Raw genomic sequence first — 19809 nt, 5'->3', positions numbered from 1 at the left:
GCTCACTTCTTGGACGGTGGCGCGGGGAACATGGCGGGCGTGGTCCGCTCCTTCCACGGGTCTCCGCCCACGCCGAAGTCGACGAGGTGGAACGGGTTCTCTCCGCCCATGCGCACCAGGCCCAGGCCGGGGACGGCGGCGGACCACTCGGCGGTGATTCCTCCGGAGAAGGTGTACTCCAGCACCTCCAATGTCTTTCCGGCGACGGTCTCCGTCGTCTTCTGGAGGAACTTCCCTTCGCGTCTGGATTTGGCCGCGTCCTTCTTGAAGGGCTCGGCTGTCTCGCGGGACTTCTCTCCGGGAATGGTGGCTCTCATCAGCAGGACGTTGTTGGAGCCGAAGCGGTCGCCCTCGACGAGGAATTGGATGGTGATGCGGCCCGAGGAGGGGACCTCTATCTCCATCTCGAGCCATCGTCCGCGCTTCTCCTGATAGCGCCCCGGCGCGCCGACCTTGACCACGAAGCGCGAAGGGCCGTCCGTGGCGAGGGCTTCGTAGCGCGCCCAGCCTCCCTCGCGCGGAACGATGGGGAGCTCGGGAAAGCCCTGGGGAGTCGCCACCTGGGCCTGGACCAGCACGGCCAGCAGGGAGAGCAGCGCCGCGGCACCCATCATCCACATCCTTCCCATTCGCAACCCCTCGCAGTGGAGGAGGTCTCCAAATCAAAGACATGCATCGGATTGGGGCGCGAGGGGGAACCATATAGGATTGCCCCATGTCCCGCATTCCGACGGCCTTGAGTGTTTCCTTCCTGCTGTTCGGTGCCTGCTCCGACTCCCGGCGGGGGGCGGAGGACGCCGGGCAGGGATTGGCCCTGGTTCCCCTGACGCCGCCGCCCGCCCCACTTCCGGTGGCGGAGGTCGAGGACGCGGGAACCACCGCCCCGGCCGCGCCCATCATGGTGGACCCGTCCCGCCTCAAGGAGGCCCGGGCGCTGGTTCCCGCGCCCTTGCTGTATGGCCAGCTTCGCCCCGTGCTCGGGGCGTGGGTCGACTATGCGCTGCGAAGCAAGGAGACCCAGTCGCGGGTCCGTATCTCCCTGGTGGGGGAGACGGTCCGGGAGGATGGCACGCCGCTGTATCAGCTGGAGCTGGACCATGAGACCTCGCCGCGCACGCTCGTGGTCCTCTGGGTCCGAGGCGGAGCGCGTCCCTTCGTCGACCGGCTCGCCATCTCCGTGCCGCCCCATGCGCCCCTCTCCATTCCGGTGGACCTCCATGTCGACCAGCCAGAGCTCAGGGGTGTGCTGGAGGGGGAGCGGGACACCGTGCTGCGCGAGGGGCCCTTCGCGGGCAAGGCGCGCGAGCAGACCTTCCGTCGGGAGGATGGAGGCCTCGTGGGTGTGGTGAGCACCGAGCGGGTTCCGCTGCTCGGCGTGGAGTCCATCCGCGATGCGGAGACGACCTGGGTGGTCCGGGCGACGGGGACGGGCGCGAAGCCCGCGCTGGACTCGGTCCCCATCGCCATTCCCCGCGTGCCCGGGCAGTGAGGGCGTGCCACTCAGCCCAGGGGATAGCCGAGCACGACGTAGAAGCCGCGCACGTAGATTGTGTACACGGCGAAGATGTCCGGCGCGAAGGCGGACAGACCCAGGGTCCCCACGATGAGCGCCGCCAGCAGCAGGGAGAACTCCGTCAGCGCCTGTCCGCGTGAGCGAGGGCGGCGCAGCCAGCGGTAAGAGGAGGTCAGCCATCCGTTCATGTTCAGGGCTCCTGAGCTGAGTCGGTCCGTTCGAGGACCACGGTCACGAGTGTCTCCCCCGACTCCGGGCCACCCATGGGGGACAGGGACAGGGAGATGCGCTCCCCGGGCTTCTGGAAGTCGAGCAACTGCACGCCCTCGGCTTCGGAGCGTGCGTCCTTCTGGACGTAGCCGCGCTGTTCGAACTGTTGCTGGTAGAAGCTCGCGAGGCCGACGGGCGTGCCTTGCGCCACCTCGGTGATGGTGGTGTTGCCCTCGGTGGGACCCTTGTTGCGGTCCTCGAGGCGCAGCATCGTCGTGGCGCCAGGGGGGCGCGGCAGCGAGGCGGGCACCACGGCCTTCAGGTGCATGCCTTCGGGAGCATCGATGATGGAGGGGAAGACCTGGGTGCGGGGAGGCTTGCCGCCGATGCCCACGGTGGTGACGGAGACGAGTGCTCCGCGCTTCGCGTCGTAGTAGCTGATGGCGCCACCCCCGGCCCCATCCGGCTCGGTCGCGGTGCGGTGGCCCTGCCGGCGGAACTCGCGGGCATAGAACTCCATCACCTCTCCGGCGGAGTCGGTCGTCTCGAAGTACGCCATCTCCATCGGGTTGCCGTTGGCCTCCAGCCGTCCCATGGGAATGGCCTTCGCGCGCGGATAGGCGGGGAGGAGTCCCTGGAAGCGCTTCGTCATGGGCTGCGCGTTGGGCGGCGCGGAGACCAGGGCTCCCGTCGTCGTCGGAGGCTTGGGGCGCGGAGGTGGCTCGGGAGGAGGCTCACGGAGGGTGGCCGCCGTGGCCACCACCAGCAACACGCCGCCCAGCCCGATGACGCGCGTCAGGGCGCCCGTGCGGTCCGTCAGGCGCTTCATCGTGTGCCCTCGGAAATGGAGACCCACGTGCGCACTCGCGCTACTCCTCTTTCTTCTCGGAGCACGCGAGGTCTCCGTAGGTGAAGTAGTCCTCGCCCTTGCGCTTCGAGCGCGCGTATTCGGACTCCGGCTCCTTGGAGTCCACCGTGCCCTGGAAGTATTTGCCTCGGCAGTTGTAGGCCCGCATGGGCCAGTTGAAGTGGCCATACTCCGTGCGTGCCCTCCCGCGCTTCTCCTTGATTTCGTCGGGCTCGCAGCTGTCGAAGCACGCCCGGGTGTCGTTCTTCCAGTAGGCCGCCAGGAGCTTGTCGCCGGGGACGGTGCGCGTGTCGCCACCTCGGGGCTTCCGGACGGCATTGTAGCGGCCCCCTTCCTTCACGTGACGGATGAGGACCGAGTCGCGGATGTAGTCTGACTTCAGGGGGAAATCCAAACCCAGCACGGAGAGCACCGCGCCAATGGTATCGAGCGCACCGCCTTCGGACGCGAGGCCCGCGTAGGCGATCTGCTTCACCCGGTCATGGGTGAGCTGCTGGACGCGAGGATACGAGTTGGCGGGGTCGTCGCCATGGCCCCAGGCGCGCCACGTGTCGTGGACCAGGAAGAACGTCTCCTTGAAGTTCAGGTCCAGTCGGTCGTCGTCGATGCGGCTCGTGAGGAAGGCGATTTGCGGGGGGATGATGCCGTTCTCGATGTGGACCTCCACCTGGGCGCGAACGGCGCCCTCGTCGGGGTCCAGGCCCATGGCCTTCGCGACATAGCCCGCTGTCGAGCCCAGGACTCCCAGCACCTTGCCCATGAACTGGGTTGCTCCTCCCTTGCTCCCGCGTTCGGAGAGGGATTCCTCCTGGAGCGCCGCGTTCGCGTTCTCGACGCGCACGTTGAGCGTGAGCCGGTTCTGATGGCCCAGTCCGGTGGGCAGCTCTCCCGTCTTGGTGGAGCCGTCGAGGTCCTGGTAGCGCTCCTGCGCTTCGGCGGTGATGCGGCCCAGGTCCGGGCGCACGGTCCGCTCGAAGGCGACGTAGCGCGCGAGCTCCGCGGCCTTGAGGCGCACGTGCTGCACCTCCCAGAAGTAGCTCGTCCCCAGGATGAGCACCACCATGACGGGGGCCAGGAGGGCGAACTCCGTCGTCGCCGCCCCCCGGCGTGCGCGCCTGCCTGGTTGCCAGCTTCTTCGCTTCGTGGCGATTGGAGTCGTCATGGCCATCCCGTCAGTAGTTGAGGGCGTCGGCGAATTCCGACTCGGCGGTGTGCCACCCATCAATCAGGTCGCCCAGGGCGCTCTCCTCCCAGTGGGTCTTCGCGGGCGCCAGGCGGGCGGTCCACAGGGGGTTGAAGAAGTTGGGCTCCTCCTTCCAGTCACCCGGGCGGTGGTAGATGGCGCGGCCCACGGCCATGGCCATCATTCCCCCCGTCTCCTCGCGGAACTTCTGGGCCTTCTTGTCCTGGACCCCGCCCGCGAGCCTCCAGGTGATGTCGAGAAAGCCTCCGGTGACCTTCTCTTTCTTGTCGTCGTGCTTCCCGGAGCTGGAGCCCGCCATGAAGCCCTTCTGGCGCATGCCCTCGAGGTGGAACGGCGGGATTTCATCCCCCGCGCTCTTGGGAATCATGTTCTTGGACAGGATGGTGAGGTTGCACGGATAGCTGAAGTGGTTGTGCCACGGGTCGACGAAGCTGGTGTCCGACGTGAGGAAGGGCGTGAGGCCCCACCAGTTGTGATGGTCATCCGTCTTGCGTCGACCGTAGGTCTGGTGGAAGCCGCCCTGGTTGTCCGCGGCGACCCGGAAGTTGATGGACAGGATGTTGTTCCAGCCATCCTCCCTGCCGCCGAAGAGATAGGGGCAGGGGCTTCTCCACTGAATCTTGATGTCGTCGGAGGCGAAGAGCTGGTCCCTGCGGTTGTCCTCGAACCCCTCGTCGAAGCTCTTGACCTGGCTGTCCGCGACCTTGGCGACGCGCAGCTCCACGAGCAGGACGCAGAGGTTCAAGGACCACTTGCGGCCAATGAGAGGAATCTCCTTGCCCACGGCCGTCCATTCTCGCCGTGCGCCATTGACGAGGTTGCCCATCAGCAGCCGGTACTTGGCCATGTCGGGCTTGGACAGCTTGTTGTCGTCCTTGCTCAGGAGCTTGGAGCGCTTGCCCAGGCCCGTGGGGTCGGTGAGGTCGAACGTCTTGTCCTTGCTCGCGGGGCCGTCGTCGATGACGTGCAGGAAGTTCTTCAGGTTGGAGAAGTTGACGTTGTACTTGCCCATGATGGCCCCGAGCCCCGGGCCGGCGGACATGACCGAGCCTGGCCTGGCCTTGGGGTCCGTGCCTCGGATGACGCCCTCGCTCGAGTTGAGCAGCAGGTCCTTCATGGTCCCCAGCATCATGGCTTCCTGGGCGAGCCATAGGCCCACGTTGAGCGCCGATAGGATGGGGATGAGGAGTCTGGCGACCCACTCCACGGCTTTCTTCCAGGCTTTGATGACCTGCTCGACGGCGGTGAAGATGGCGCTGACGACCGGGATGTACTTGGCGTACTTGGCGATCTTCCCGATGGTCATGTCCAGGTACAGGGCATGGCTCACGTACGACATGAAGGTGAGCATGGCCGAGTAATGAACAATCATCGCGCGGTTGGTGTAGGCCAGGAAGTTGTAGGCCCGGGCTTCCTTCACCGCGAGGGAGTACGCCTGCGCGTCGGCGGCGTCCTGGAGCTTTATCTTTTCATAGACACCGTGGCCAATGCTGACGGAGGCCATGACGGTGACGGCGAGCACGAGCATGGCGACGGTGCCGATGACCAGGGCCTGACCCCGTTCGTCCCTGCGCAGCCTTCGAAGTAGCGAGAACATGGTCATCCCCCGGGAGCGGTGACGGGTCAGCCGTCGACGGCGCACCGACCAGGTCCGTGCTGGTCATTGTTGAGATAGTTGGACTGCATGCGCATGGACCAGGTGGCGACCAGCGGCATCACGTACTTGCTCTTGTTGCCGCCCAGCCGTGCCAGCGACACGATCTTCCCGTGGTCCGGGCTCAGGTTGCGGCCTCGGTCCTGGAGGTACTGGGTCGCGTTCCTGCCACCGACGCGCTGGCTTTCGAACTGGAAGCCCTTGAGCTGATCCAGATAGTCGCGCCCCAGATAGAAGCTGTGGAGCTGCCAGTTGGCGAAGGGGATGCGCAGTTCGTAGAAGTAGGTGAGCCGCACCGAGAGGAGGTTCGCCTCGATGACGCGGTCATCCCGGACGTCGTCGTAGTCGATTTCTCGCGCATCCAGGTGCGAGCCGTAGGTGCCGAAGAGTTCGTCCAGCTCCCCCTTCTTCGGGTTGACGACGTCGACGCGGAACAGGGGCAACCCCACGTCCGTGTAGAACATCTTCATCACGCTCGTCGCGAGCAGCTTCCGTGAGTAGGCTTTGTGGACACCCACCGCGTACTTCACCGTGTCGACGCGGCCTTCCTTGCCATCGAGCGGCGGCAGCGTGGGCAACAGCGACGCGAGCGCCGCCTTCTCCATCAGCTTGCAGTCGCCGTGATTCACGATGCCAGCCCGCACCGCGCGGTAGGCGCCGTACTCGGTCATCAGTCTGGCGTTGTGCACCATGCCGAGCTGGATGATGCCCAGCACCATGAACACCATCATGGGCGCGATGAGGGCCGTCTCGACGGCGGCTTGTCCGGACTGTCCGGAGGCGACTCCAGGTCTGTCTATCGAGCGCATGGCCCTCCTCGGGCACGACTTCACTGCACCCCCGGCCCTCCCCACCCGCTGAACCCAGACTCTATGGAAGAACGCGCTACGAAGGAAACGTGTGGCTCCATTTGAAGTCGCAAGGATTCTGGAAATCCGCCAGTTCGTGGCTTTTGCAACACCGTGGCTATGACGTCAGGGTTTCCCGGTGGGTGTGCGGGGCATCCCCGGTCCGGCGAGACACCGGAGGCACCGGAGACACCGGAGACACCGGAGACACCGGAGGCACCGGGTCCCTGGGGACCGATTGTCGGGTGGTGGAAAGCGCGCGGGGCCCGAAAGGGTGGCGCGGGTGCGGGCTGTTAATGTGAGGTGCGTTCCATGTTTCCGTCCCATCCCCGCCCGGAGAAGGTGGCCGAGGAGTTCGCCGTGTCGTCGGAGCTGTCCCAGGGAGCGTTGTCCTGGCAGGTCCTGGAGAGTCTTCCCCAGCTTGTCTGGATGACGCGGCCGGATGGGCAGCACGTCTATTTCAACCGGCGCTGGTACGAGTTCACCGGCCTGTCCCCCGAGCAGTCGCTCGGCGACGGCTGGCGGCGCATCTTCCATCCGGACGACATGGCGGAGGCGGACAGGCGCTGGGCACACTCCCTCCGCACGGGCGAGCCCTACGAGGTGGAGTTCCGCTGCCGGCGCCATGACGGGACGTGGCGGTGGATGCTCGGTCGCGCCAATCCGCTGCGGGACGCCGAAGGCCACATCCTCCAGTGGTTCGGCACCACGACGGACATCGAGGAGCCGAAGCGGGCCTCGGAGTCCATGCGCTTCCTCGCCGAGGCCGGCGCGCTGCTGTCCTCCTCCGCGCTGGATTTGGAGGGCACGCTGTCGTCACTGGCGCGGCTCGTCGTCCCGAGGCTTGCGGACTGGTGCGCCGTGGAGTTGGTGGAGGAGGACGGCCGCTCACGCCAGGTGGCGGTGGCCCACGTGGACCCCAGCCGGGTGCGGCTGGCCGAGCAGGTCCGAGAGCGCTACCCGCCGCGCCCGGATGACCCCCACGGCGTGCTGGCCGTCATCCGCACCGGCGCGCCCGTGTTGCAGGAGGTCATCTCCGAAGAGACGCTGGTCTCCGGCTCCCGGAGCGCCGAGCACCTGGACTTCCTGCGGCAGCTCGGGCTGCGCTCGGCGGTGATTGTCCCGCTGAAGGCGCGCGGACGCATCCTCGGCGCGCTCACGCTGGTGACGGCGGAGTCCGGCCGGCGCCTGGGCCCGCAGGACCTGACGCTGGGCGAGCAGCTCGCGTCGCGCGCCGCGCTGTCCGTGGACACCGCGCGCCTGCACCGCGAGACGCAGGAGTCGCTGCGCCGCAGTCAGGAGGAGCGCCGCACCGCGGAGACGTTGCTGCGCATCGGCGTCTCGCTGTCCTCGGAGCTGGACGCGGCGGTGCTCGTCCAGCGCATCACCGACGAGACGGTGGCCCTCACCGGTGCGGGCTTCGGCGCCTTCTTCGAGAACCGGGTGGACGAGCGCGGTGAGTCATACCTGCTCTACACGCTGTCCGGTGCGCCCAGGCAGGCCTTCGCCCACATGCCCATGCCGCGCAACACCGCCATCTTCGGCCCGACGTTCCGGGGCGAGGGGACGCGCCTCTACGACGACGTGACGCTCCAGCCCGACTACGGCAAGAGCGCGCCCTTCCACGGGATGCCCCCCGGCCACCTGCCGGTGCGCAGCTACCTCGCGGTGCCCGTGAAGGGCCGCTCCGGCGAGGTGCTCGGCGGCCTGTTCTTCGGACACGAGGAGCCCGGGCGCTTCCGGGAGGAGCACGCGCGGCTGGTGGAGGGCGTGGCCTCGCAGGCCGCGGTGGCCCTGGACAACGCGCGCCTGTTTCGTGACGCGCGACGGGCCGAGGAGCGCTTCCGCTCGCTCGTCACCGCCACCGCCCAGGCGGTGTGGGTGACGCGCCCGGATGGCCTCATCGAGGAGGACAGCCCCTCCTGGCGGGCCTACACCGGGCAGACCTATGAGCAGTGGCGGGGACAGGGGTGGCTGGACGCCATCCACCCGGAGGACCGCGAGCCGGCCGCCCGCGCGTGGCAGGCGGCGGTGACGGACGTGCGCCCCTACGAGGTGGAGTACCGCCTGTGCCGTCCGGACGGCTCGTACTCGCCCACGCTGGCCCGCGCCGTGCCCGTGCTCAACGTCAGCGGCACGGTGCGCGAGTGGGTGGGCACCAACACGGACATGACGGCCCAGCGCCGCGTCGAGGAGGGGCTGCGCCGGTTGGACCGCGAGCAGGGGGCGCGACGGCTGGAGGCCCTGCGCGCGGAGGTCAGCGGCGCGCTTTCGCGCGAGGGCACCGTCGGCGAAATCCTCCAGAGCTGCGCGGAGGCGCTGGCCCGTCACCTGGGCGCGCAGGTGGCGCGGCTGTGGATGTACTCGCGGGACGCGGCGATGCTGGAGCTGGTGGGCAACGCGGGGCCGTCCGCCCCGCCTCCGGACCGCTGGGCCCGCGTGTCCCTGCATGGCCCGAGCCTGGTGGCGGAGGTGGCCCGCAAGCGGGAGCAGGTCTGGGTGGACCAGATGGAGCTGGATGCCCGCGTCCTGGACCGGGCCTGGGTGCGGGAGCAGGGTGTGCGCTCGTTCGCCGGCATTCCCTTGCTGGTGCGCGGTCAACTGGTGGGTGTCATGGGCCTCTACAGTCGCGACGTGCTGGGCGAGGACGCGATGGCGGCGCTGGCCACGGTGGCGGACGCGCTCGCCCAGGGCCTGGAGCGCCGCAGGGCGGAGGAGGCGCTCCGGCTGCGCGCGCGGGAGCTGGCCCACTCCAACGAGGAGCTCCAGCAGTTCGCCTACGTGGCCTCGCATGACTTGCAGGAGCCCTTGCGCATGGTGGCCAGCTACACGCAGCTGCTCGCCCGTCGCTACCAGGGCAAGCTGGACGCGGACGCGGACACCTTCATCCACTACGCGGTGGACGGCGTCACCCGCATGCAGCAGCTCATCCAGGACCTGCTGGCCTACTCACGGGTGGGGACGCAGGGGCGGGAGCCCAGGCCCGTGGACGCGAACCAGGCCCTGGCCCGCGCGAAGGCCAACCTCCGGGTGGCCCTGCAGGAGTCCGGCGCGGACTTCCGCGCGGGGCCGCTGCCCACGGTGCTCGCGGACGAGACGCAGCTGGCGCAGCTGTTCCAGAACCTCATCGGCAACGCGCTCAAGTTCCATGGCGATGCGCCCCCGCGCGTGGAGGTGACGGCGGAGGCGCGAGGCGCGGAGGTCCGCTTCTCCGTGCGGGATTGGGGCATTGGCATCGACGCGCAGGACTTCGAGCGCATCTTCGTCATCTTCCAGCGCCTGCACGGCAAGGAGGCCTTCGCGGGGACGGGCATCGGGCTGGCCATCTGCAAGAAAATCGTCGAGCGGCTGGGCGGACGCATCGGCGTCGAGTCGCGGCCGGGGGAGGGGAGCACGTTCTGGTTCACCCTGCCCTGGCCGGCGGCCGGAGCCACGGTGTCCGAGGCGTCGTCATGAGTGAGATTGGCTCGAACGAGCGTCCCCTGCGCCTCTTGCTGGTGGAGGACAACCCGGGTGACGCGCGGCTGCTCCAGGAGGAGCTGCGCGAGGTGGGCACCACGCGGTTCGAGGTGCTCCACGTCGAGCGACTGGCGGACGCGGTGCGCGTGGTGAGCACCGACCCCCAGGTGGACGCGGTGCTGTTGGACCTGTCGCTGCCGGACGGACACGGGCTGGGCAACATCCCGCCCCTGCTCCAGGCCGCGCCGTCCATCCCCCTCGTCGTGCTCACCGGCACCGACGACGAGCGACTGGCGGTGCGCGCGGTCCACGAGGGCGCGCAGGACTATCTGGTGAAGGGCCAGGTGTCGGGCCCGCTGCTGGTGCGCGCGCTGCGGTATGCGATTGAGCGCAAGCGGGTGGAGGAGGGCCTCAAGCGCGAGGAGGCCGCGCGGCGCACGGCGGTGTTCCGCGAGCAGTTCCTCGGCATCCTCGGCCATGACCTGCGAAACCCGCTCCAGGCCATCTCCGGCAACGCGTCGTTGCTCTTGCGCCACGGCGGCCTGAGCGAGCCCCAGCGCAAGGCCATCAACCGCATCTCCATCTCCGCGGACCGCATGGCGCGGATGATCAACGACCTGCTGGACTTCACCCGCACGCGGCTGGGCTCGGGCTACGTGCTCGAGCGCGCGCGGATGAACCTGCACGAGGTGCTGCGCCAGGTGGTGGAGGAGCTGGAGGTGGCGCACCCCCGGCGTCGGTTCGAGTTGAGCCTGACGGGCAACGGCTGGGGGGACTGGGACGCGGACCGCATCGCCCAGGCGGCGTCGAACCTGGTGGGCAACGCCGTGCAGTACTCGCCGGAGGACACCTCCGTGCGGGTGATGGTGGCCGACGCGGAGAGCGGCGTGAGGGTGGAGGTCCACAACTGGGGCCTGCCCATTCCCACCGAGCGGCTGTCCTCCATCTTCGACCCCTTCGTGCGCGCCCAGGACATGCGCAGCGCCCAGCGCAACGGCCTGGGCCTGGGGCTCTACATCACCCACGAAATCGTGCGCGCCCACGGGGGCCTGCTGGGCGTCTCCTCCTCCTCCGAGGAGGGCACGTGCTTCTGGCTCGGCCTGCCGCGCCAGTACGTCGCCTCGGGTCTGGGCGGTTGAGCGACGACGCACGGCGCCTGCCTGCCCGTGGTGAAAGCAGGCGAGCCGCGAGGGAGGAAGTGAGCGCGTGTCGCGGCGCGCGGAGGGAGGACCCATCTTTGACGGGTGCATTCAACCCGGCCGTCGTCTCCAGGCGGCCCCCTTCCTGGAGGTCCGGCGATGGTGATGCTCGGTGCAGCCCTCTTTGGTACCCTCTTCTTCCTCGTGGCCCTCTTCGCCGTCATCCTGCTCGGCGCCGCGGGCAACAAGTGGGAGAAGGACATTCGCGCGGTGACGGAGCGTGAGCGCGCCAACGGCCTGCTCGGTGATGTCACCTTGAAGGACCCCGACATCGCGCGGGGGCCCCACGTCCACGCGCACGCCTGAGCCACGCGGGCTTCAGCGGGGCCGCGGGCTGTAGTAGCGACGCAGCCAGCGGCTCAGCCCGTCCAGGCCGGGGAAGAGCACGCGCTCGGTGACGTTGGCCTGGTCCAGCTTGTCCCGCACCTCCCACTTCAGGGCCGCGGGGATGATGAGCTTGCGCACGCCCTGCTTCTGCTTCTCCAGGAAGGTGTCCAGGCGCAGGTCCGGCCCGTTCATCACCGAGAAGAGGGCGAACTGGTTGACGATGCGCGCGTCCAGCGACGGCGGCTCGAAGAAGAGCACGAAGGGGTGCTGGGTCAGCCGGTCCAGCTCCGCCATGGAGCCGGCCGCCGCCGCCAGCATGTCCCCGGTGAACACGTCCGCTCCCTCCTTGCGCAGCTGCGCCTTGAGGGGGCGGGGGAGCAGGCGGTTCGTCTCCCGGTAGTCCACGCACCACACCACGCCGTCCGCGCCGGCCAATTCGCTGTCCTCGGTGAGGAAGTGCAGCGCGACGTAGGGGCTGAACGTCCAGTCGAGCATCCGCGTGGGCAGGCCGTGGTGCTGGGCCAGGGCCAGCCAATCCCAGACGGAGTCCAGGGGCTCGCGAGGCGTGCCCCGCGCGTACTTGCGAAAGGCGCGCAGGAGGTCGCGCTCCTGGCGGATGAACATGCCCTGGCGGTTGAGCGCGGTGGACAGGTCGTGCTCGACATGGGGCATGCCCCGGAAGACGAAGTTGGAGCGGTGACGGCCGAGCGCCTCGTTCCAGGAGTCGGAGAACAGGGAGTCCTGGAGCTCCAGCCACGTGGTGACGCGATGCTCTTTCATGACGAGGGCGGGCAGTGCCCTCGGGCCCGCTGTCCGCGAAGATGGGGCGTGCCGGGCGGGGACGGAAGCGGGCGTCAGGCCACGCGTTGGTCGCGGGGCGCCACGGTGGCCGGAGGCGGGCCCGGCTGGGTGAGGCGGTGCAGGATTCGCGACAGCTCACCTGGGGCGAAGGGCTTGCGCAGCAGGCACACCGCTCCCTCGAAGCTGGGCAGCTCCAGGTCGAGCCCCGTCGTCAGGACGATGGGCAGCTCCACCAGCGAGCGCTGCGCGTGCAGCATCCGGATGAGGTCCTGGCCCTCGATGTCGGGCAGCAGCCAGTCCAGCACCAGCACGTCCACGCGAGGCTCGGAGAAGAAGGCCTTCAACGCGGTGAAGCCGTTCTCACAAGCGAGGACCCGGTAGCCCTCCAGCTCCATGGTCTCGGCCATTGCGTCTCTGAGGAGGCCATCATCCTCGGCCAGGACGACCACGGGGCGATAAGGCATGCGCAAGGCTCGCGAAGACCGGAGGAGAAGGGCTCAAGCGGCGCGCGGGTCCGGGCTTCCCACCGCCACCGTTGGGCAAGAACCCCGGAGGCGGTGCGCCTCGTCCCGGCCTCCACGCGAAGGTGGAGGGCCGGCACGTCGGCTGCTCTTCGAACCGGGCTAGGGCCTGCCCGTGTCCGCTGGCTGGTTGAAGGCGTACTGGTCCGCGCCCGGCGCGGCGTCCTGCTGGAACATGGGGCACTTGGCGCAGGTGAAGCTGTCCCAGTCCTCACGCACCGCCATGTCGATGCAGCCGCCATAGAAGCGGCAGTGCACGTTGCGGTGGTCCTCGACGGAAAAGGACTCCGCGCGCATGGGCAGGCGGAACTCTGTGGGACGCGGTTGTGGACAGGACATGTTGTCTCTCTTGCCCCCCTCGTGGGTGCGTTGAATCGTCTACCGGCTGTTGCGACGCGTCATTCCCGGGGCGGACTCCCAGGCCCGCGCGATTCACGGCGAACCTCATAAAGGCCAGCAGCAGGGGTTGCCATCCACGCCGGCCGTCCGGCCGTGGGGCGGGGGACCGGGCTCGGGGCGCCTCCGAGGCGCGACGGGTGGTGGATCACGCCCGACAAGCCCGCCGAGGGGGCCAGGCAGGGGGCGTCGACATGCGAACACTTCACCCGGTGCCGGCTTTCCCGGAAGATGCGAGGCGTGTCCGCCCCCCTTCGTCCCCTTCGTTCGGCTCCTGGCGCATCTCGTGGCGTGCTCGGCGCCCTGGCCCTGGCCTCGCTGCTCGTCCTGACGGCCTGTTCGGCCTTCTCCCGCGCCGTGAAGGAGGGCGACTCGGCCAGCCAGCAGCAGAAGTGGGCGGAGGCGGAGGCGGCCTACCTGCGCGCGCTCGCCGCGGACCCGGAGGCGTCCGAAATCACGGTGAAGCTGCGCGAGGTGCGCCGCGCGTGGAGCCAGGTGGTGCTGGAGGAGGCCCGGGGCGTACACGACGCGGGGGACCTGGATGGCGCCATGAAGCGGCTGGTGCGCGCGCTGGAATTGGACGCGGAGAACACGGCCGCGCGAGAGCTTCTGGGGGTGACGCTGGATGAGCGCGTCGCGGCGGGCCTGGAGGCGCTGAAGGCGGACAAGCTCCAGGAGGCGCGCGCGGAGCTGGACGCGGTGCTGTCGGTGGCGCCGGACCACGCGGGCGCGAAGAAGGGCGTGGACCTGGTGCAGGTGGCGTGGGCGAAGCGCTGGTTCAACACCGGAGACGGCCTGGAGAAGGCCGGCAAGCTGGGCAACGCGCTTGTGGCCTACGTGCGCGCGGACCAGGAGCGCGTGGGCGCGACGGCCGCGCGGGAGCGGGCGGAGGCGGTGCGGCAGAAGCTGCGCGACGAGGTCGCCTTCCTCGTCGTCGCGACGCCGGTGGAGGACAACGCCGGAGCGCCGGACGTGGCGCAGCGGCTGGCGGCCGGCAGGCTCGCGGCCATGCTCCCCACCCAGCTCCCCCTGCGCGTGGTGACGGAGGCCCCCGAGGGCCGCGAGGGCGTGAAGCTGGACCTGTCCCTGGAGCGGGTGCTGCCCCTCAAGGCGGTGGAGGACTCGCAGCGCTCGCACCGCTACCTCGCCGGCAAGACGTCCGTGCCCAACCCCCGCCGCGCCGGCTTCGAGACGAAGCTGCTCCAGTCCGAGCGCGCCCAGGAGGAGGTGGACCGCAAGCAGGCCGCCGCCCTGCGCGAGTACCTGCGCATGCAGACGGAGATGAACCTGCTGCGCGCGGGCGCCGAGCGCTGCCGTGAGCGCGAGCGCCGCGAGTGCCTGGAGGCGCTGCAGGAGTGTGGCGAGGCCGCGCGCGAGGCGGAGAAGCCCGGCACGCTGCCCGGCGAGTGCAGCCCCGCGCGCTGCGCCAGCGGCCTGTGCGCGAAGGAGGAGCAGCTGCTGACGCTGATGGTGGTGGCGGTGAAGGACAAGGAGACGAAGCTGGAGGCCGCCCTGGACAAGTCGGAGTCGCAGCGCATCGAGGTGCAGCGCCACCGCGATACGACGTTCCGCGAGCCCGTCACCGTGGAGGAGCCCATGTTCTCCGACTTCGTCTACGACGTGCAGCTGCACCGCCTCACCGTGACGGCCTCCGTCACCGCGGTGATGCGCGATTTGCTCAAGGCCCAGGTCCCCGCGCCCCACACCGACGACTTCGCGGTGACGCACGAGGATATGGCGCACAAGGGCTACGACAGGTACGGCGTGCTGGCGGACCCGGTGCAACTGCGCAACGAGCTGGAGCTGCGCGTGGAGGTGGGGGACAAGGCCGTCTCCGACCTGGCTCGCCGCGTGAAGGAGCGCTTCGACGCGTACCGTGGCAAGCGCGTGGAAGATGCCCGCCGCGGCATGGTGCGCCCCGGCGCCGAGGACGTGGTGGAGACCGCCGTGCGAGCCCTGCTGCTCACCGCGGACGCGCCCCCGCCGGATGTCCTCCAGCCCCTGGCCCGCGCCCGCGGCCTCAACCGCCCCGAGACGCTCCTGGGCCTGTAGTCCGGCCTGACCCGCGACACTTTACAACGGGGGTGTCCTCTTCCTGGACACCTCCGCCGCGGCGTTCCAAACATTTGAAATCAAAGGAGTTTTGTTTCGGAATGTTACGGGGTTTTACAGCCGGGGCGTGAAACGTGGAGTCAGCGTGCTCCGGGTATCTCCAGCGTTTCCGTGAAAAGCGTGAGGGAAATCCACTAGTTGCGGGCTTGGCATGGCGGCTGCTTCGTCGCCGGTCCCCGAGCTGTGGGAGCTCTGGCAGTACCCCCTCTGCAAGAAGGATGTTCATGTCCCAGTCCAAGTTGATCGGTGCCCTCGCGGGCCTGGCGCTGCTGGCCGGTTGTGGTGGCGGCGAAGGGTCCACCCCCGCCCCCGAGGCCGTTGGCCAGGGGATGTCGTGGGAGCAGTTCCTCTCGGTCGTCTACCAGGAGCCGGACACCGGCATCTTCATCGCGGATGGCGACACGACGTTCGCCAACGAGAAGCTGCTGCGCGAGTTCTACGAGAACAACGTTCGTAACGGGCAGCTCATCGTCCATACGGCCGGCGGCGCGGATGCCGCGTGGAACGCGACGCAGAAGAAGAACATCACCTACTGCGTGAGCACGACGTTCGGCTCCAACTACAACGCGGCCGTGCAGGCGATGGCGAACGCGGCGGCGGCGTGGGAAGCGGCGGCCAACGTCGACTTCGTCTACGTCAGCGCGCAGGACGCCAGCTGCACCGCGAGCAACGCGAACGTGGTGTTCGACGTGCGTCCGGTGAACTCGGGTGGCCAGTACCTGGCGCGCGCGTTCTTCCCGAACGACACCCGCGCCAACCGCAACGTGCTCATCGACAACACGGGCTTTGGCAACACGTCGCCCTGGACGCTGACGGGCATCATCCGCCACGAGCTGGGCCACACGCTGGGCTTCCGCCACGAGCACACCCGCCCCGAGTCGGGCACGTGCTTCGAGGACAACAACTGGCGCGCGCTGACGACGTACGACTCCGCGTCCGTCATGCACTATCCCCAGTGCAACGGCTCGCAGACGGGTGACCTGGTCCTGACGGCCAAGGACATCCAGGGCGCCGTGGCGCTCTACGGCGCGCCGGGTGGCACGGACCCCGAGCCGCCGGGTCCGGGCACGGGCACGCCGACGACGGAGACCCGCTCGGGCTCCGTGGCGACGGGCAGCAACACCAGCTACGGCCCCTTCAACGTGGTGGCCGGCACCAGCTTCAGCGTGGCGATGACGGGCACGGGCGACCCGGACCTGTACGTGCGCTTTGGCGCGGTCCCCACCACGACGACGTATGACTGCCGTCCCTACCTGAGCGGCGCGTCGGAGTCCTGCAACGTGACGGTGCCCGCGGGCGTGACGACGGCGTACATCATGGTGCGTGGCTATGCGACGGGCACGTTCAACCTGACCATCAACTACACCAAGCCCGCGGCGGGCGGCACGCCGGCCACGGACAGCAAGACGGGCAGCGTCGCGGCGAACACCAACGTGAACTTCCCCGCGTACAGCGTGCTGGCCGGCTCCACCTTCCGCGTGGCGATGACGGGCACGGGCGACCCGGACCTCTACGTCCGCTTTGGCGCGGCGCCCACCACCGCCACGTACAACTGCCGTCCGTTCCAGACGGGCGCCACGGAGACGTGCGAGCTGACGGTGCCCGCGGGTCAGACGACGGCGTACGTCATGGTTCGCGGCTACACGGCGGCCACGTACAACCTGGCCATCAACTACACCAAGCCGTAGTCGCTTCCGGCTTCCGGTGTGGAACACGGGCGGTCTCCCTCGCGGGAGGCCGCCCGTTGTTTTCGTGGCGTGGCGCTTTCAGTCGATGAGGGGACTCAGGTCCGTGCGCACCGCGCGCTGCGAGTCCAGGCGTCGGCGCCGGGGGCCCGCGATGGCCAGCTGCCAGACAGCGCAGACGAGCCCCAGCGCGAGACAGCCGAGCCACAGCGCGGACGTGCCGGCGCGGCCGAGCACCCAGCCCCCGAGCGCGGGCGCGGCGCTGGACGCCAGGCCCCAGAGCATGTGGTACGCGCCCTGGTAGCTGCCGCGCAGTCCGGACGGGGCCAGGTCCGCGACGACGGAGGGCGCGACGGGGGCCTGGGCCATCTCTCCCAGCGTCCAGATGGCCACGGCCAGGGCCGCGAGCGCGACGCTGCCCGTCAGCGCGTGCAGGCCAAAGCCGATGCCGGTGAGGACCGCGGCCAGGGCCAGCGCCTGGGCGCGGCGCAGGCGGCGCAGCACCGGGTTCGTGAAGGGCTGGAGCGCGACGATGAGCAGGCCGTTGACGGACAGCACCGCGCCGAACTGCGCCTCCGTCAGCCCGCGCGAGCTCAGGTCCATCGGGAGCGACACCTGGCTCTGGTAGAAGATGAGCGCCACGCCGAAGTAGGGGACGGCGAAGGCGACGAAGCTCGGGTCCAGGAAGGGGGCCAGCAGGGAGCCCATGGCGCCCGGTGCCTGGGTGTCCGACGTGGCCGGAGGCTTCGCGGGGCGCGTCTCCGGCAGGAGCAGCCAGATGCAGCAGCCATAGGTGAAGGTGGTGATGGCGTCGACGATGAAGAGCGTCAGGTAGCCGTAGCGGACCATCAGTCCGGCCATGGGCAGGGCGATGGCGAAGCCCACGTTGACGACCCAGTAGAGCAGGCCGAACGCGCGCTGACGGTCCTCGGGGGAGACGACGTCCGCGACGGCGGCGGACACGGCGGGACGGTAGACCTCTCCGCAGATGCCCAGGCAGAAGGCCGCCGCGGCGATGGCGGCGGGCTCGCGCGCGAAGCCGAGCAAGAGCATGCCCACCGAGCCCAGCCACAGTCCGCCGGCCAGGGTGATGCGGCGGCCCACGCGGTCCGCGAGCATGCCGCCCAGGGGACTCGCGATGACCGCGCCCACGCCGTAGAGCGACACGGTGAGCCCCGCGCGCTCCACGCTGAAGCCCCGCTCGCGCGTGAGGTACAGCGCGAGGAAGGGGACGACGAAGCTGCCCAGCCGGTTGACCAGCGTGCCCACCCACAGCACCCAGTACGTGCGAGGCAGTCCGCCGGCCATCTCGCGCAGCGCCCGGCGCAGCGCGCCCGTCATGAGCGCCCTCCCTTTGCTGCCGCGAGGAGATGCGAGGGGCACCGGAGGACGAATCGAGAAGCCATGGCCGCGCGCGAGCATGCGTCAGCGTGTCTCGCGCTCCAAGCCATCCCTGCATAGGGCGCCAGAGTCAGGAGAGTCGATGTCTTGCTTTGGGTTCCGAGCATTTGCGCGGGACGGACGAAGACCCCGGGCCGCGCCTGAAAACGCGTCCGGGGCCTGGGGAGTCCGACGCCGCGTGGGGGGCGGACCCACGCGCACCGTCACCTCAGGGGCGCCGTCATCGCCGTACGGCCGCGACGGCGCATCCCATGCCAGGGCTGACGCGCTTCAGTGCTTGACGACGGGGTGGGTGGCCAGGGCTTGCGGACGCTTCTCCGGGGCGCACAGGTCATTGTCGGCGGGGCGCTGGCCAAAGAAGAGCTGGGTGCCTTCCACCTTCACCACGTCGTGGTCCCTGCCGCACTCGGTCAGCGGCTTGAATGACAAGCACGCGCCAGGGACGGGCTGCTCCACGCCCACCGTCCACGCGCCCGTGCCGCAGCCCGACTGGGTGAAGACGTCCGCCAGCGGCTGCAGGTGCGCGGTGAGGTAGCGCTCGCCGAAGGTGAAGGTGCCCTCGGTCGCGCCCGACACCTTCTCCGAATCCTGTCCCAGGCTGTAGGGGCCGACGACGCGCGCGGTGAACAACTTCGTCTGGCAACCCGCGTCGCGGAAGAAGTCCAGGCGGAGCGTCCAGTCGGACTCGGTGAGCTGGAAGTGGCGCTGGAGGTAGTTGTTCGAACCGTCGCCGTTGGGGACGGCTTCACATGTGGCGCTGTCCCAGGTGCCGGCGAGGTCCTGGGGGCGGACGTGGGACTTCGCTCCTCCGCACGCGGCGGCGCAGAGGGTGACGAGGGCAATGGCGAGGATGCGCATGGCGAGACTCCGTGGGTGGCTCGGGAGACCGCGAGTCGCGGCCTGTTTCCGGTGACGCCATGAATGCGCCAGGAGGCGGCCTGCGGAAACGCTGGAGGTTGCAGGGAGGGGCTGCGAGATTGCAGGGCACCATGCTGGACTGGAACGACCTGCGGTACTTCCTGGCGGTGTCGCGAGAGGGGACGCTCGCGGGCGCGGCGCGGGCGCTGAAGGTGGATGCGACGACGGTGGGGCGCAGGCTGGCCGTGTTGGAGGAGACGCTGGGGGCGCGGCTGTTCGAGCGGACTCCGGGGCGGCTCGTCCCGACGGCGGCGGCGCGAGGCATCCAGGGGCCCGCGGAGGAGATGGAAGGGGCGATGCTCGCGGTGGAGCGTCGAGCGGGAGGGGAGGACGCGCGGCTGGAGGGCGTGGTGCGGGTGACGACGACGGAGGCGTTCGCGGTGAACACGTTGTTGCCGCGCTTCGCGCCGTTCCGGGAGCGGCATCCGGGCATCGAGGTGCGGTTCCTCACGGACTACGGCGCGCTGGATTTGACCCGGCGCGAGGCGGACGTGGCGGTGAGGCTGACGCGGCCGAGCGAGGCATCGCTGGTGGCGCGCAAGGTGGGGGACATCGCGATTTCGCTCTATGCGTCGGAGGCGTACGTCGCGCGCCGGGGGTTGGCGGACCCGGCCACGGGGTTCGCGGGGCATGACGTGATTGGGTACACGGGGGCGGCGGCGAAGTGGCCAGAGGCGCGGTGGTTGGAGTCTG

At 69.4% G+C, this 19809-nt stretch carries 18 protein-coding genes; 7 read left to right on the top strand and 11 right to left on the bottom strand.

Annotated features, from left to right (window positions below; translation table 11 throughout):
* Nucleotides 1-2: 2 nt before the first annotated feature.
* Nucleotides 3-614, bottom strand: coding sequence for a hypothetical protein (locus HR086_RS09180; protein WP_174457353.1), 612 nt, complete (start codon nt 612-614; stop codon nt 3-5).
* A gap of 101 nt (nt 615-715) precedes the next feature.
* On the opposite strand from HR086_RS09180, the gene HR086_RS09175 reads away from it, so the two are divergent.
* Nucleotides 716-1489 (top strand): hypothetical protein, encoded by a 774-nt coding sequence (locus HR086_RS09175; protein WP_174465385.1) that lies wholly within the window; start codon nt 716-718, stop codon nt 1487-1489.
* Nucleotides 1490-1500: 11 nt separating this feature from the next.
* Here the strand turns inward: HR086_RS09175 and HR086_RS09170 are convergent, their stop codons facing one another.
* From HR086_RS09170 to HR086_RS09150, 5 genes are read right to left on the bottom strand one after another with little or no spacing between them, the layout of a single operon-like run.
* The gene (locus tag HR086_RS09170) at nt 1501-1701 is read right to left on the bottom strand and encodes a hypothetical protein (protein WP_174457351.1); all 201 of its coding nucleotides are present in this window, start codon (nt 1699-1701) and stop codon (nt 1501-1503) included.
* Nucleotides 1702-1703: 2 nt separating this feature from the next.
* Entirely contained in the window at nt 1704-2552 is an 849-nt protein-coding gene (locus HR086_RS09165) for a hypothetical protein (protein WP_174465384.1), read from the bottom strand.
* A 40-nt stretch (nt 2553-2592) separates the two neighbouring features.
* Nucleotides 2593-3753: a TadE/TadG family type IV pilus assembly protein gene (locus tag HR086_RS09160; RefSeq protein ID WP_174459890.1), complete on the bottom strand. Its 1161-nt coding sequence runs from the start codon at nt 3751-3753 to the stop codon at nt 2593-2595.
* Between the two features lie 10 nt (nt 3754-3763).
* Nucleotides 3764-5392 (bottom strand): TadE/TadG family type IV pilus assembly protein, encoded by a 1629-nt coding sequence (locus HR086_RS09155; protein ID WP_174465383.1) that lies wholly within the window; start codon nt 5390-5392, stop codon nt 3764-3766.
* A 26-nt stretch (nt 5393-5418) separates the two neighbouring features.
* Complete coding sequence (locus HR086_RS09150; RefSeq protein ID WP_174457347.1) at nt 5419-6258, bottom strand: TadE/TadG family type IV pilus assembly protein; 840 nt, start codon at nt 6256-6258, stop codon at nt 5419-5421.
* Between the two features lie 351 nt (nt 6259-6609).
* Between HR086_RS09150 and HR086_RS09145 the strand changes: the two genes are divergently transcribed.
* The 3 genes from HR086_RS09145 (at nt 6610) to HR086_RS09135 (ending at nt 11261) form a co-directional block, all read left to right on the top strand.
* Nucleotides 6610-9753 (top strand): PAS domain-containing protein, encoded by a 3144-nt coding sequence (locus tag HR086_RS09145; protein ID WP_174459889.1) that lies wholly within the window; start codon nt 6610-6612, stop codon nt 9751-9753.
* Nucleotides 9750-10895 carry a HAMP domain-containing sensor histidine kinase gene (locus HR086_RS09140; protein ID WP_174465382.1) on the top strand — a complete coding sequence of 382 codons (1146 nt, stop codon included), beginning with the start codon at nt 9750-9752 and terminating at the stop codon, nt 10893-10895. The genes HR086_RS09145 and HR086_RS09140 overlap by 4 nt, the downstream gene beginning before the upstream one ends.
* A 159-nt stretch (nt 10896-11054) precedes the next feature.
* Nucleotides 11055-11261 (top strand): hypothetical protein, encoded by a 207-nt coding sequence (locus HR086_RS09135; RefSeq protein ID WP_174459888.1) that lies wholly within the window; start codon nt 11055-11057, stop codon nt 11259-11261.
* Nucleotides 11262-11273: 12 nt separating this feature from the next.
* Here HR086_RS09135 and HR086_RS09130 read toward each other — a convergent pair whose 3' ends face one another.
* The 3 genes from HR086_RS09130 to HR086_RS09120 all read right to left on the bottom strand — a co-directional run bounded on the left by HR086_RS09130 (nt 11274) and on the right by HR086_RS09120 (nt 12943).
* A complete protein-coding gene (locus tag HR086_RS09130) occupies nt 11274-12062 on the bottom strand; it encodes an FRG domain-containing protein (protein ID WP_141643021.1) in 789 nt (262 codons plus the stop codon).
* 74 nt (nt 12063-12136) lie between these two features.
* Nucleotides 12137-12547 carry a response regulator gene (locus tag HR086_RS09125; protein WP_256433617.1) on the bottom strand — a complete coding sequence of 137 codons (411 nt, stop codon included), beginning with the start codon at nt 12545-12547 and terminating at the stop codon, nt 12137-12139.
* A gap of 159 nt (nt 12548-12706) precedes the next feature.
* Nucleotides 12707-12943 (bottom strand): hypothetical protein, encoded by a 237-nt coding sequence (locus HR086_RS09120; protein ID WP_141643023.1) that lies wholly within the window; start codon nt 12941-12943, stop codon nt 12707-12709.
* 288 nt (nt 12944-13231) lie between these two features.
* Here HR086_RS09120 and traC point away from each other — a divergent pair, with 288 nt between their 5' ends.
* Both traC and HR086_RS09110 read left to right on the top strand, forming a co-directional pair.
* On the top strand, nt 13232-15052 hold the full coding sequence (gene traC / locus HR086_RS09115) for an outer membrane exchange accessory lipoprotein TraC (protein WP_141643024.1): 1821 nt from the start codon (nt 13232-13234) through the stop codon (nt 15050-15052).
* Between the two features lie 284 nt (nt 15053-15336).
* Nucleotides 15337-16800 carry a M57 family metalloprotease gene (locus HR086_RS09110; protein WP_174457343.1) on the top strand — a complete coding sequence of 488 codons (1464 nt, stop codon included), beginning with the start codon at nt 15337-15339 and terminating at the stop codon, nt 16798-16800.
* 78 nt (nt 16801-16878) lie between these two features.
* On the opposite strand, the gene HR086_RS09105 is transcribed toward HR086_RS09110, so the two are convergent.
* Together HR086_RS09105 and HR086_RS09100 are read right to left on the bottom strand one after the other, a co-directional pair.
* Nucleotides 16879-18138 (bottom strand): MFS transporter, encoded by a 1260-nt coding sequence (locus HR086_RS09105; RefSeq protein ID WP_174457342.1) that lies wholly within the window; start codon nt 18136-18138, stop codon nt 16879-16881.
* A gap of 330 nt (nt 18139-18468) precedes the next feature.
* On the bottom strand, nt 18469-19056 hold the full coding sequence (locus HR086_RS09100) for a hypothetical protein (RefSeq protein ID WP_174457341.1): 588 nt from the start codon (nt 19054-19056) through the stop codon (nt 18469-18471).
* A gap of 131 nt (nt 19057-19187) precedes the next feature.
* On the opposite strand from HR086_RS09100, the gene HR086_RS09095 reads away from it, so the two are divergent.
* Nucleotides 19188-19809 (top strand): LysR family transcriptional regulator (locus tag HR086_RS09095; protein WP_174465381.1); only part of this gene is annotated, 622 nt, incomplete at its 3' end.

The organism is Myxococcus sp. CA039A, from assembly GCF_013336645.1.
Lineage (GTDB): Bacteria > Myxococcota > Myxococcia > Myxococcales > Myxococcaceae > Myxococcus > Myxococcus llanfairpwllgwyngyllgogerychwyrndrobwllllantysiliogogogochensis.
This window is presented reverse-complemented; position numbering and strand designations above follow the sequence as displayed.